Genomic DNA, 14,397 nt, shown 5'->3' with positions numbered 1-14,397 from the left:
ATCATTCCTTGTCGGAATTGATGCAGGTACCAGTCAGTTTGGTAGATGTTTGTGGTATATGCAGGACTTAACCACAGATGAGGTAATTTGGAGTTATGAAAATGACCCGGGAACTAGAGAGTTGCAAAGAAACATTTGGAATGCCAGCAATCCGGTAATCCTTGGAATGTTCAGTAGAACTATGGCGGAAGTAGCCTTGGCAAATGAATATTTGAGACAAACTACTCCAGAGAAGTTGAGTGGAAGAGGTGTTACCGATGCCGCTACTTTAAGTGCTGTTGCGGACTATCGAAATGAGGTTAGGGTTTTGAGAGCTTTTGCCTATTACAATTTAATGGATTTATTTGGTAAAGCTCCTTTTGTTACAGAAGCAGACCCTATTAATACTGCCGGACCGGAGTATAACAGACAGCAATTGTTTACATTCATTGAAACCGAATTGAATGCTGTTTTACCTGATTTGAAAGCTCCGCGAACTAATGAATATGGAAGATTAGATCAAGCTGTTGCCAGAATGATTTTGGCAAAAATTTATTTGAATGCAGAAGTCTACATAGGTACCCCAAAATATGATGATTGTGTTACTCAATGTAATGCCATTATTGCTGGTGGATATACCTTGAATCCTAACTATTTGAATAACTTCAAAACGGATAATCAAACTTCACCGGAAATGATTTTCACCCTTCAGGCTGATGGACAAGTTACTCAGGCCTATGGCCCAACTACTGTAATGATTAATGGAGAAGTAGGTTCTATTGAGCAAAATGGAGTTTCTTTAGGAGTTGGTTCAGGTGGATGGGGCGGTGCCCTGCGTTTGAGAAAACAATTTGTTCAAAAATTTGACGGAAGTGATTTTGATACTGATACCAGAAAAACAATTATTTCAGGCACGAGGGATATTGAAATTGCGGATGTTGCCAATAGAGATCAAGGCTATGTTTTGGCTAAGTATTCTAACAGATCATCAGCCGGTGTGGCCGGACCTAGTTCTACTTTTGTTGATACAGATTTTCCTTTATTTAGATTAGCCGATGCTTATTTGATGTATGCCGAATGTGCTGTAAGAGGTGCCTCAAATGCCACAACTTCTCAAGCGGTAACCTATGTAAACGCACTAAGAGAAAGAGCTAATAATGGTAGTACAGTTGCCAATGTCTCTGCGGGTGATTTAACTCTTGATTTTATTTTAGATGAAAGAGCCAGAGAATTGCACTGGGAAGCTCACAGAAGACAGGATCTGATTCGTTTTGGAAAATATACTGGAGGCAGTTACAACTGGGCATGGAAAGGAAATGGTTCTAATGGAATTGCGATTTCAAACAACCTGAAAGTATTCCCAATTCCAGCACAATCATTAGCTTCCAATCCCAATTTGACTCAAAACACAGGATATTAATAGTATAATAAATTTAAATACATAACAATGAGAAATATAATAAAATCAATAGTAGCAGTAACCATTATAGCTGGTTTTGCTTCTTGTACAGATGAACAAGATTTAAAATATGCCAACAATACGGGTGAGTTTAGAATTCTTTCTCCAGTATCTGGTGATGCCGTAATTTTAAGTCCCGATACTCCTACCAATCCGGGGTTATCAATGACTTGGGAAGATATGGACTACGGAACTCCAACAGAAGTGACCTACACGATTCAGGTTGACAAGTCGGGAGATAATTTTGACACACCAATCGATTTAGTAACAACAACGAATACCTATGTTACGGTTACTTCAGACGCTTTAAATGGAGCATCTGTTGGTGCTGGTTTAACCCCTTTTACTCAAGGAGGTCTTGAAATTAGAGTTCGTTCTACAGTAGGTACAACCGGAAGCGAAGAGAAATTTTCAGATGTGATTACTTATTTAGTAACACCGTATTCTACAGATTTGCCAAAATTGTCAGTACCTGGAAATCACCAAGGGTGGAATCCTCCAACAGCTCCAAGAATAGCCTCTTCTGCTTTTGGTGCAACAGACTATGAAGGATTTATTTGGTTAGATGGTGGATTCAAATTTGTTGCTCCAGATGCTGCTGGTAACTTCAACTGGGGAAATCCTGACTGGGGTGATGACGGAAGTTTTTCAGGGGTATTAGCCTTGACAGGTGAGTCTGATTGTTCAGCTACTGCAGGATATTACAGAGTTAGAGCCAATACCACTACATTATTATACACAGTAGAGCCTACCAATTGGGGTATTATTGGAGCTGCAACACCGCTAGGTTGGGATAACAGTACTAATTTAACATACAATGCTACCAACAAAACTTGGGAAGGTGATGTTGTTATGACTGCTGGAGAATTTAAATTCAGAGCGAATGGTGCTTGGACAATCAATTTAGGAGGTGATCCTGATGGAGATGGTTCTATGAACTATGATGGTCCAAATTTATCTGTTGCTGCTGGCGGTAATTATCATGTGGTTTTGGATTTAAGCAATCCAAGACAGTATGCTTATTCGCTTACAGCTCTATAATATAATTAATAAGTTACAAAAGGGCTTTCTGTTGAAAGCCCTTTTTTATAAAAATTTTCAGCTATGAAAAAAATATGGTTTTTACTAGTAACGGTTCTTATTTACAATTCAGTTAGTAGTCAAGTTTCGTGGCAAGGGGGGATAACTCCTGATGCAACAGCTTCGGCTACTATCCTTTTTGATAAAACAGGAACTGATTTGGCTACTTATACAGGAACAATTTATGCCCATACAGGAGTCACGCTTAACGGAACAGCTTGGCAAAATGTAAAAGGAAGTTGGGGAAATAATACAACACAACCAGCCCTAACATTAGTTTCGGGCAATATTTATAAATTAGATTTAACTCCAAGTATCATGAGTTATTATGGAGTGTCTTCGGGCTCCATAACCAAAATAAATATGGTTTTCCGTAATGCAGCTGGAAATGTACAAGCACCGGCAAGTGGTTATACATTAGATGTTGGAGCCTTCCAATCTACATTGGTCACTCCGGCAGAATATAGTAATACAATTATCAACAGTGGTCAAAATTTCACTATTTCCGCTACTAATACCAATGGCAATGCTAGTTATAACTTATTGGCCAATGGAGTAAGCATCAGCACCGCTACCGCAACTTCGTTTAGTTATACGGATACAAATGTTACGGTTAATAAAACTTATGATTTGCAAATTACCCAGGGAATCACTACGTTTTCTAAAAAATTCGGCGTAATTGTAAATGCAGGAACCACTTCTCAAGCGATGGCTTCAAACCTTGAGGATGGAATAAATTACAATACTTCTGATGCCACCAAAGCTACTTTAGTTTTGACAGCTCCGGGAAAAGATTTTGTTTACGTTGCCGGAAGTTTTAATAACTATCAACCGGATAACAGTTATTTAATGAAAAGAGATCCGTCAACCAATAAATTTTGGTTGGAGTTAACTGGTTTAACTTCAGGAACAAATTATACTTATCAATATTGGGTAGTTGACGCAACGCCAACAACCAATTCACCGGCTGTCGTAAAAACGGCCGATCCTTATTCAACATTAGTGCTATCACCATTTGATGACCCTTATATTCCTGCCAATTCCTATCCGAATATGCCAACTTATCCAGCGGGTCAGGAAAGAGAAGTTACTGTTTTGCAAACCGGCCAAACGCCTTATGCCTGGAGCAGTGCTACTACAAATTTTGTGAAACCAAACAAAGACAATTTAGTGGTTTATGAAGTGCTGATTCGTGATTTTGATGCCAACCGAAACTTCCAATCCTTAATTGATAAAATAGATTATTTTAAAAATTTAAAAATAAACGCTATCGAATTGATGCCGGTAATGGAGTTTGAAGGCGATGAAGGATGGGGTTATAATCCGGCGTATCATTTGGCTTTAGATAAATTTTATGGTACCAAAGCTAAAATGCAGGAGTTTGTTGATTTATGCCACCAAAACGGAATCGCAGTTATTCTGGATGTGGCATTAAACCATGCTTTTGGCAGAAGCCCGTTAGTGCGTATGTGGATGAAAGATCCTGATGGAGATGGCTGGGGCGATGCTGCTTCTGACAATCCTTATTTTAATGAATTTGCTAAACATAGTTATGGTGTTGGTAATGACTTTAATCACCTGTCAGCTTATACAAATTATTATACCAAAAGAGTCATTAAACAATGGGTACAGGAGTTTAAAATTGACGGTTTCCGTTGGGATTTAACCAAAGGATTTACGCAAGCTTGCTCTTCCGGAGATGATACCTGTACAAATGCTTATCAGGCAGACAGAGTTGGTATCCTTAAAGATTATGCCAATTACTCCTGGTCTTTAGATCCGTATCATTATGTGATTTTTGAGCATTTAGGAATCGAAAGTGAAGAAAAAGAATGGGCCAACTTTCATTATAGTGGGGATGCAGACGGAATTTCAAAAGGGGTAATGATGTGGGGAGAAATGACCTATGCATACTCACAACTTATTGAAGGCTATTCAACAGGTGGTGATATCTCAGGAATCGGAAACAAATCCAGAGCATCATTCTTAGGAAAACGTGTTATGGGCTATCCGGAAAGTCACGATAAAGAAAGATTAATGTACTCAGCCATGACCTACGGCAATGGTTCAGGGACAGCACCGCCATTAAATAATTTAAACAATTCTCTTTACAGAATGTCCGCTGTTGGAGCTATTTCTATTCTGGTTCCAGGACCAAAAATGATTTGGCACTTTGCCGATTTAGGAATGAATACTTCTATTTATGCCTGTACTGATGGTACAGTGAATACCGAATCTGACACGACTACAGGAGATTGTAAATTAGCCACCAAACAGCAACCACAATGGACAGGCAACTGGCTTGGTGTGGCTCAACGATCTGCGATTTATAACAATTGGGCCAAAATGATTGACCTTAAAAAGAACAACGCTGTTTTTAACGGAGATTATGCCATAAGCCCAAATACTAATAATATTCGTCAAAGAGTTTATATCTATGACGCTTCTTTATCAGGACTTAAAAATGTAGTGATTCTAGCCAATTTCTCTGTGGCTTCTCAAAACATTACAGCTGATTTCCCTTACCCAGGGACTTGGTATAACTTGATGGACAATACATCTATGTCGGTAACCAATCAGGCTATGACGATAACTATTGAGCCGGGAGGATTTAGAATCTATGGAAATGATCTAGCTTTAGGAACCGAAGACTTTAACGCTTTAGAAGCTGTTGTTTTGGCTCCCAATCCAACTTCAGACTATTTCACCATCAATGCCAATACGAACAGGGTACAGATTTATTCTGTCACAGGTCAATTGGTAAAATCATTTAACAGCGGTCAACTTGAAGATTATCAATACAACGTAACGGATTTGAGTAAAGGGATTTATTTGGTAAAAGCTACCGATGGCAATAACCACTCCAAAACAATGAAGTTAATAAAACAGTAAGGTTAGATTAGTTAGTATAATTATTTTTGAAAGGCCACGTTTTCATAACGTGGCTTTTTGTATTTTTATGACAGATTCTATTCAATCTTCTTTGTCTGTCTTTTGAATAATAGTACTTTTGAAGCATGAAAAAAACGCCAAAATCAGTAGTTGTCAAGATATTAAAGATTACCGGAATTACGATTGGGAGTATTCTTTTATTGCTCTTTTTAATTCCAATACTTTTCCCAGGGAAAATTGCCGAAGAAGTAAAATCATTTGCCAATCAAAAACTCGAAGGCGAACTGAATTTCAAAGAGGCCAACCTTTCGTTTTTCAATCACTTTCCATCTTTAACCCTTACCCTTACTGACTTTTCGCTTAAAGGTTCTGCTCCGTATAAAAAAGAAACGTTACTCTCTGCCAACGAAGTGTCTTTCGGAATTAATATAAGATCCTTGCTTTTTGATAAAAAAGTCAACATCGATAAGATTTATGTTTCCGATGCCTTTATCAATGTAAAAGTCAATGAAAAAGGAGAAGCCAATTACAACGTTTACATCTCTGATGCCAAAACCACTGAAAAAGATACGACCAGCAATACAGCACTGCGACTAGAAAAAATTGACATAGAAAATGCCCATTTGGTCTATGATGACAAATCAACCAAGATGCTGATTGACGCCCGCGGGTTTGAATATATCGGTAACGGAGATTTAGATAAATCCATTTTCGATTTATATACCGAAGCCAAAATTGAATCCTTTGATTTTACCTACAATGGCGAGCAATACCTGAAAAACAAAAAAGTCAATGCCGATTTGATTACCAAAATCAACACCAATTCGTTGGCGTTTGTGTTTGAACAAAACAATCTGAAAATCAACAAACTTCCGGTAGAATTCAAAGGGAAATTTGATTTCCTGAGCAATGGCTATGATATGGATTTCAACATCAAATCCGAAGACAGCAAGCTCAACGATTTCTTCACCGCTTTGCCACCGCATTATGTAACCTGGCTCGATAAATCAAAAGTAAAAGGCAGCACCGATTTGCTGCTGACCCTGAAAGGAAAATACATCGCTTCCAAAAATCAAAAACCCGATTTGGCATTCCGTATGAAAATCCGCGACGGGTTTATCAATTACAACAATGCACCGCTTCCGGCTTCGAATATCTTTTTGAATTTTGACACCAAATTACCCTCGTTGGATACCGAAAAATTGAGAGTCAATATTGATTCCGTTTTCTTCAATGTGGGGAAAGATTATCTAAAAGCCATCATCAAAACTGAAGGATTAGCAACGCCAAAAGTGGCTGCCCGAATTACGTCCAGAATTGATTTGGCCGAAATGGATCGAGCGCTGGGATTGAAAAACATGGACTTGAAAGGGATACTGGTGATGAACATCAAATCCGATGGGGTTTATGACAAAAGGCACAACAAAATTCCGGTTACTAACGGCCAGATTTCGTTGAAAAACGGCTACGTGAAATCTATTTATTATCCAAATCCGATACAAAATATTAATGTGCAGGCCACTATTTTAGATACCGAAGGCTCGATGAAAGATTTGAAAATCAACATCACGCCGGCTTCTTTCTTATTTGAAGGCAAGCCAATTTATGTCAATGCCAAACTGCAAAATTTTGACAACATCAAGTATGATATCAAAGCCAAAGGTGAGTTGGATTTGGCCAAAATCTACAAAGTTTTTTCCCGAAAAGGATTGAATGTCGAAGGTTATGTCAAAGCCGATGTTTCGTTCAAAGGTTCACAGGATGATGCGATGAACGGTCGTTATAAAAACCTGCAAAACAGCGGTACGCTGCAACTCAGAAACATCAAAACCACTTCGGAATATTTGCCAAAACCTTTTATTATCAATGACGGAACATTTGTGTTTCATCAGGATAAAATGAACTTCCGGAATTTCAATGCGTCTTACGGCCAATCCGATTTCAAGATGAATGGGTATCTGCAAAACGTAATTGATTTTGCTCTGACCAGTAAAGCGGTTTTAAAAGGGAATTTCACGTTGCAGTCGAATTACATCAATGTGGATGAATTCATGTCGAATACAGCACCAGCAAGCACCGTTACCGATTCTACTAAAACGAAAACGGTTGAAACCTCGCCAACCGGAGTTGTGGTGATTCCCTCCAATTTTGATTTGCAGTTTAATGCGACGGCGAATAAAGTCAATTTTCAGGATTTGAAATTGGAGAACTTGAAAGGCAAAATGAACATCAACAAAGGCAGATTAGAACTTAAAAATTCAGGCTTCGATTTGATTGGCAGTACTGTCAATATGGATGTGGTTTATGGTAGTCAATCGACAGAGAAAGCTTTCTTTGATTTTAAAGTATTGGCCAAAGACTTTGATGTAAAACGCGCTTACAACGAAGTAAAACTGTTCCGGGAAATGGCCACCGCTGCCGAAAATGCGGAAGGAATTATCTCCCTAGATTATAAAGTAGCCGGAATTTTGGATAATAATATGAAACCAATATATCCATCCTTAACCGGAGGTGGAACGTTATCCGTGAAGAAAGTCAAAATGAAAGGCTTTAAAATGTTTGGTGCTGTCAGCAAAAAGACTGGGAAAGACGCCATGAAAAACCCCGATTTATCTCAGGTAGATATTAAAACGACGATTAAAAATAACATCATTAATATCGAAAGATTCAAGTTTAAGGTTGCCGGTTTCCGTCCGCGAATTGAAGGCCAAACAAGTTTTGATGGGAAGTTGAATATCAAAATGCGATTGGGATTACCGCCTTTCGGGATCTTTGGCATTCCAATTAAAATAACCGGTTCTCAGGATAATCCCATCATAAAACTAGGCAAACAAACCGAAGATTTAAAAGAAACCGAATATGACGGTCAAGTCCCAACACCCTTGCCAACCGAAACAAAACCACAATAATTTGATGGCTAAAACCAACTTGCTATGCCTTATCTTTGTAGCCAATATTAGTTACTGCTTATGAATACTGCCGTTACAGGATTTTCCAAATTATCGAAAGACGCTAAAATCGATTGGATTGCCAATGAATATTTTGCTAATCCGGCAGAAGCTGTGGCGATTATAAAACAGTATTGGAACAGCGATATCCGATTGCAGCAACTGCACGATGAATTCATAGAAAATACTATTACCAACTTCTATCTTCCAATGGGTATTGCGCCCAATTTCCTGATTAATGATCAGTATTATTCGGTGCCGATGGTTATTGAAGAAAGTTCTGTGGTAGCGGCGGCGGCTAAGTCGGCCAAGTTTTGGAGCACAAGGGGTGGTTTTAAAGCTACGGTTTTGAACACTGAAAAAATTGGACAGGTTCACTTTTTATTTAAAGGAGAGGCTGGTAAACTTCAAAAGTTTTTTGAATTAAAAAAGGATAGCCTAATAGCTTCAACGGAGAGTATTACCAAAAACATGCAAAAGCGCGGCGGTGGCATCTTATCCGTTGAGCTTAGAGATAAAACCAGCGAATTAGAAAATTACTACCAGCTACATGTTACGTTTGAAACGAAGGATAGCATGGGTGCGAATTTTATCAATTCGTGTTTGGAGCAATTGGCTAAATCTTTAAAGGAAGAAGCGCTTCATTACAATGAGTTTTCTCCAATCGAAAAAGACATTACGGTTGTGATGAGCATCTTGTCTAATTTTGTTCCCAATTGTATTGTTCGTGCCGAAGTTTCCTGTACAATAGAAGAACTGGCGGAAAAAAAAATAGAAAATCCACAAGAGTTTGCCGAAAAGTTTGTTCAGGCGGTTCGCATTGCTGAGATAGAACCCTATCGTGCCGTGACGCATAATAAAGGGATTATGAATGGAGTTGATTCGGTAGTGCTGGCCACCGGAAATGATTTCCGTGCCGTGGAAGCCGGAGTACATGCGTATGCTTCCAGAAATGGGAACTATTCGAGTTTGTCGCATGCTAAAATTGAAAACGACATCTTTACTTTTTGGATGGAAATTCCGCTAGCCTTAGGCACAGTAGGGGGTTTGACCTCATTACATCCGTTGGTGAAAATGGCTTTGGAAATACTGGGGAAACCCTCTGCTCAGGAATTGATGCAGGTTGTTGCGGTTACCGGATTGGCACAGAATTTTGCCGCTTTACGATCGTTAACCACCACCGGAATCCAGGAAGGCCATATGAAAATGCATCTGAATAATATATTGAATCAATACGAAGCAACGGCCGACGAAAGAAAAGCGATTGCTAAGCATTTTGAAAATCACACAGTTTCTCATGCTTCTGTAGTGGAGTTGATTGAATATCTAAGAAAGTAAACTTTTGAAATTGAAGATTCACGAACACTAAAAAACAAATTTTAAAATTGTGAGTAAAAAGACTTTTTACAGCAACGGGAAACTACTCATCACCGGAGAATATGTAGTATTGGATGGTGCTAAAGCTTTTGCGTTACCCACAAAATATGGTCAGAATTTAATTGTTGGAGAAGGTGAGGAGCAACTTATTCATTGGACGAGTTATGACAGCGACGGGAGTATTTGGTTTGAAGATACCATTCCGTTTACCTCAATTATTCGCAAAGAGCGTTTTGATGATACAACCAGCATTAAAAATACACTAATTGAGATTTTACACGAAGCGTATTTAATGCATTCTGATTTTATTACAACCACTAAGGGATATACAATAAAAACCGAATTGACTTTTCCCAAAATTTGGGGTTTAGGAACCTCTTCTACCTTAATTAACAATATTGCGCAATGGCTGCAAATAGATGCCTTTGAGCTGCTGAAAAGAAGTTTTGGCGGTAGTGGTTATGATATTGCCTGCGCTCAAAATAGTTCGGGAGTTATTTATCAGTTGGTGAATGATAAACCAGTAGTGGAGACTGTGAATTTCAAGCCCGGTTTTGCCGATAAAATCTTTTTCATTTATCTGAATAAAAAGCAAAATAGCCGGAATGCGATTACGTCTTATTACAGCAAACATAGCAATATTAGCAAATCAATACCAATTATCAATGCTATTACCAAAACAGTTGTTGAAGCAACAGAACCTAAAGAGTTTGCTTTGGCACTGCAACATCATGAGATAGAATTGAGCAATATTTTAGAATTGACTACCATCAAAGAAACCCTTTTTTCTGATTTTGACGGAGTAATAAAAAGTTTAGGAGCTTGGGGAGGTGATTTTGTGATGAGCATTTCCAAAGAGAATCCAACGGAATACTTCAGGCAAAAAGGTTTTGGAACCATCATTCCTTATTCTGAAATGATCTTAGAGTAAACCAAATAAAAAACCCTGAAGAATTCTTCAGGGTTTTTTATTTATGGTTCAGTAACTGTTAGTAAAAATCAGCTCTGTTATCTTCAATATCAGCATCATTTTTCAAGGCTGGCATTACTCTTCCTGCATAGTTTACTACTTGTTGTTGTACTTTGGCAATATAGTCTTTGTGGTCTTTTAAAGCAGGCGCTTTAGTCACCGCTTTAGTCACGATTACATAAATACCAGAATTACCTTCAATTGGTTTAGAAACTTGACCAGCTTTTGCTGAAAATGCAGTTCCAACTACTTTAGGTTCAAAACCTGCACCAGGAACAGCTGGGTTTTCGATAGTTAAATCAACGGCATTTTGAACGGTTACTTTGTTAGCCGCAGCAATAGCAGCCAATGAAGCGCCAGTCATTTTAGCACTGATTTTTTCTGCTTTCTTTTTGTTTTTCAAAATCAATTCCACTTGTGGTCTTGCTTCTTCAACAGCCATTAAGCCTTTTTCTGTGATTTTTTTCAATTTGGCAATAACGTGTCCTACGTTTACAATTTCAAAACGTTTTACATCACCAATTTTAGTATCGCTGGCGAAAGCCCATTTAACAATTTGTCTTTGATTGGCCACAGAACCAAAACTTTCGTCAATGGCTTTTACTCTTACAGATGGATTTACCGTTAGTTTCATTTGTTTTGCCAAAGCAGCAAAATCTTTGTTAGCGGCATCCATTTCAAACTTAGTTGCTTGAGTATAGATTTTATCATTAGTAGCTTCTGACGGTTCAATTTTTTGAGCAATAGTAGCTAATTTAACAGCGTCTTGTTTGTCGGTAACCTGAATAATATGGTATCCAAATTCAGTTTCTACTAAACCAATTTTTCCAACCGGATTATTGAATGCAAAGTCATTAAATGGTTTTACCATTTGTCCGGGAGCGAAATAGCCTAAATCACCACCTTGTTGTGCGGATGAATCATCAGAATTTGCCATAGCTAAGAATCCAAAAGTTCCAGGGTTTGCCTGTGCTTGTGCTAATAAACCTTCTGCTTTAGCCTTGGCTTGCTCTTTCGTTCTTTTTTCTTTTTTGTTTGGAACTTTTGTTCCTTCCCAACTGATTAAGATATGACTGGCTTTTACTTTAGCTCCGGCTTTTCTACCTAAAGCTTTAGAGATGCAATAGTGATTCTTAAATATATAAGGACCATAAATTTCACCAATTGGCAAATTGAATAAAGCATCCGCGTTTTCTGCCGGTAAATCTTGTTTTGCGATGTAAGTGGAATCAAAAGGAATATCCGAATTGGCATTTACAAATTCAGCATTATCCGGAGCTGATTTGAATCCTGGGATGGTGTCGTTTTTACCCGTTTCTTTATTGTAACGAACGCTCGGCAATAACAGCGCATCAACATTTTTCTTGATTTCAGCTTCATCTTGAGCTGATGGTTTGTCTTCTATCAAAACATAATCCAATTCACGAGTTTCTTCTGATTTGAATTTCTTTTCTTTGGTTTTCATGTAAGCAATGATTTCATCATCAGTTACTTTGACATCACTGTCTTTTATAGATGAAAAGGGAACGGTAACAAAATCAAAGGTTACTTTGTTGGCTTCAGATTCATATTTGAATTTTCCTTCTGCTTCAGTGGTGTACATAGCTCCTTTTACTAAGGAGTTGTAGATTTGATATTTTGCATTTAATTCAGCGTCTTTCTCTTGGTCTTTCAACATCTGAATTCCTTCCGGATTTGTTTTAAAGTAGTCTTTGAATTTGTTTAAATCAAATTTACCGGCAGCATTTTGGAACATTGGATTTTGCCCGAATTGCGGGTTCGATTTCAATACTTCAACAATATGTTTTTCGCCTACACGGATTCCTAATTTTTCAAATTCTGTCGAAAGCAAAGCAATGTTTACTTCTTGATTCCAAACTTGTGATGAAGCTTGCACCGAAGTCATTGTCTGACCTTGCCCTTGACTGTTTTTTTCAGTATTTGCTACTTTTACTCTAAAGTCTTCAAAAGAAATATCTTTTCCATTAACGCTTCCTACGTCTTTCGATAAACTTTTAAAACCTTTGGTAAACAAATCCTGCACTACAAATGATAATAATGCAAAACCTATAGCCAGTAAAAGTAAACCTGAACGTTTTCTAATTTTTGATAAAACTGCCATTTCTATTCTTGTTAAATTTTATTTCAGTTTGCGAAAATACAATTATATGTGAAATAATAATACTCACATAGTTATAATTTCAACTAATTTTTGATTTTTTTTAAAGAAGCTAATCCAATAGTGTCATTTTTACTAATTCGATTTTCTTATTTGTTGCTTCTTCGATTATAAATTGGAAGTTTCCAATAGTGATTTGGTCTCCTTTTTGTGGAATTTCTTTAGAAAAATCGACAATAAAACCACCAAGAGTTCCATAAGAATCGCTTTCCGGAATGTTGAGTTTGTAGGTTTCATTAAGGTATTCAACATCTAATCTTGTGGAGAACAGGTAAATAGCATTGTCTAACTGTGTTTCAATTAATTCTTCATCCGAATCGTGTTCGTCTTCAATTTCGCCAAAAAGCTCTTCTACAATATCTTCTATAGTGACGATGCCAGAAGTTCCGCCATATTCATCTAAAACAACAGCCACGCTCTTTCTTTTTTTTGTAAGCAAATTCAGCACATCTTTAATGAATATAGTTTCCGGCACAAATTCTACCGGAATCATGATGGATTTGATGCTTCTGGGTTTTTTAAACAATTCAAACGAATGGACATAGCCAACAATATCGTCAAGCGAATTGAGATAAATCAAGATTTTGGAGTATCCGGTTTTGATGAAAAGCTCTCTTAAATCGACTATCGAGCTGTATAAGTCAACCGCAACCAACTCGGTTCTCGGTGTCATGATGTCTCGTGCTTTTACAGCTGAAAACTCGAGCGCATTTTGGAAAATTTGAATTTCAGAATCCACACTTTCGTGGTCTTCTACCGAGTTCATTTGTTCTGAAATGTAATTGCCCAGCTCGACTTTGCTAAACGAAAGATTGATTTGGTCGCCTTCGGTTTTGAAAAATTTCTTCAGAATAAAATCCGAAATCCAAATCATAAAGGACGAAATGTAATAGAAGAGTTTGTAAAAAAAATAAGCCGGGAGCGCAAAAACTTTGATGACTGTATTGGCATAAATCTGAAAAAAAACTTTTGGTAAAAATTCAGAAGTCATTAAAACGATTAAAGTAGAAATCGTGGTTTGCAATAATAAATTGGTCAAATCTGAAAAGTGATACCCAAAGGTCAGGAACCAATGCATCAGCAAATCGCCCATGAAAAATCCGTACACTACCATCGAAATGTTGTTGCCAACAAGCATGGTAGCAATGAACTTGGATGGTTTTTGAGTAAGCTTAGTTAGGATTTTGGAAATAAAATCATCCTGTTTTTTTTCAATTTCAAGATATATTTTATTGGAGGAAACAAAAGCGATTTCCATTCCGGAGAAAAAGGCGGAAAGTATCAGACACAGTATGATTATTCCGGCTTCCATACCTTAGGGTTTTTTATTTCGTTCTTGAAATTTATTGGCGAAATTCCTTCTGAAGAAAAACATAAAAATAGCCACTAAGGTAAAAATGCCCATGATGATGGCTTTGTTCATGTTGCCCGCTTGGTACTGATTATAGCTTTCGATGGCTACAAGAACTCCGGCAATCAAGTAGGCGTATTGGGTGAATTTTAAATAGTTCAT

Annotated in this window: 9 protein-coding genes; 6 read left to right on the top strand and 3 right to left on the bottom strand. The window is 37.6% G+C overall.

Annotated features, from left to right (window positions below; genetic code table 11):
- From V7D82_RS08290 to V7D82_RS08265, 6 genes are all read left to right on the top strand, one after another.
- Positions 1–1,399, top strand: a 1,399-nt coding sequence (locus V7D82_RS08290) for a RagB/SusD family nutrient uptake outer membrane protein (protein WP_333600508.1), incomplete at its 5' end; no start/stop codon positions are given.
- Between the two features lie 27 nt (positions 1,400–1,426).
- Positions 1,427–2,479 carry a SusE domain-containing protein gene (locus V7D82_RS08285; RefSeq protein ID WP_333600507.1) on the top strand — a complete coding sequence of 351 codons (1,053 nt, stop codon included), beginning with the start codon at positions 1,427–1,429 and terminating at the stop codon, positions 2,477–2,479.
- Between the two features lie 63 nt (positions 2,480–2,542).
- Complete coding sequence (locus V7D82_RS08280; RefSeq protein WP_333600506.1) at positions 2,543–5,410, top strand: alpha-amylase family glycosyl hydrolase; 2,868 nt, start codon at positions 2,543–2,545, stop codon at positions 5,408–5,410.
- Positions 5,411–5,535: 125 nt separating this feature from the next.
- Entirely contained in the window at positions 5,536–8,319 is a 2,784-nt protein-coding gene (locus V7D82_RS08275) for an AsmA family protein (RefSeq protein WP_333600505.1), read from the top strand.
- A gap of 60 nt (positions 8,320–8,379) precedes the next feature.
- Positions 8,380–9,696 carry a hydroxymethylglutaryl-CoA reductase, degradative gene (locus tag V7D82_RS08270; protein ID WP_333600504.1) on the top strand — a complete coding sequence of 439 codons (1,317 nt, stop codon included), beginning with the start codon at positions 8,380–8,382 and terminating at the stop codon, positions 9,694–9,696.
- A 49-nt stretch (positions 9,697–9,745) separates the two neighbouring features.
- The gene (locus V7D82_RS08265) at positions 9,746–10,666 is read left to right on the top strand and encodes a GYDIA family GHMP kinase (protein ID WP_333600503.1); all 921 of its coding nucleotides are present in this window, start codon (positions 9,746–9,748) and stop codon (positions 10,664–10,666) included.
- A 58-nt stretch (positions 10,667–10,724) separates the two neighbouring features.
- On the opposite strand, the gene V7D82_RS08260 is transcribed toward V7D82_RS08265, so the two are convergent.
- From V7D82_RS08260 to V7D82_RS08250, 3 genes are all read right to left on the bottom strand, one after another.
- Positions 10,725–12,827, bottom strand: a complete 2,103-nt coding sequence (locus V7D82_RS08260; RefSeq protein WP_333600502.1) for a peptidylprolyl isomerase — start codon at positions 12,825–12,827, stop codon at positions 10,725–10,727.
- Positions 12,828–12,936: 109 nt separating this feature from the next.
- On the bottom strand, positions 12,937–14,196 hold the full coding sequence (locus V7D82_RS08255) for a hemolysin family protein (RefSeq protein ID WP_333600501.1): 1,260 nt from the start codon (positions 14,194–14,196) through the stop codon (positions 12,937–12,939).
- A 3-nt stretch (positions 14,197–14,199) separates the two neighbouring features.
- On the bottom strand, positions 14,200–14,397 hold the full coding sequence (locus V7D82_RS08250) for a hypothetical protein (protein WP_333600500.1): 198 nt from the start codon (positions 14,395–14,397) through the stop codon (positions 14,200–14,202).

The organism is Flavobacterium sp. (genome assembly GCF_036741995.1).
Classification (GTDB): domain Bacteria; phylum Bacteroidota; class Bacteroidia; order Flavobacteriales; family Flavobacteriaceae; genus Flavobacterium.
The sequence above is the reverse complement of the archived record's forward strand: the minus strand, read 5'-3'. Positions and strand labels throughout refer to the sequence as shown.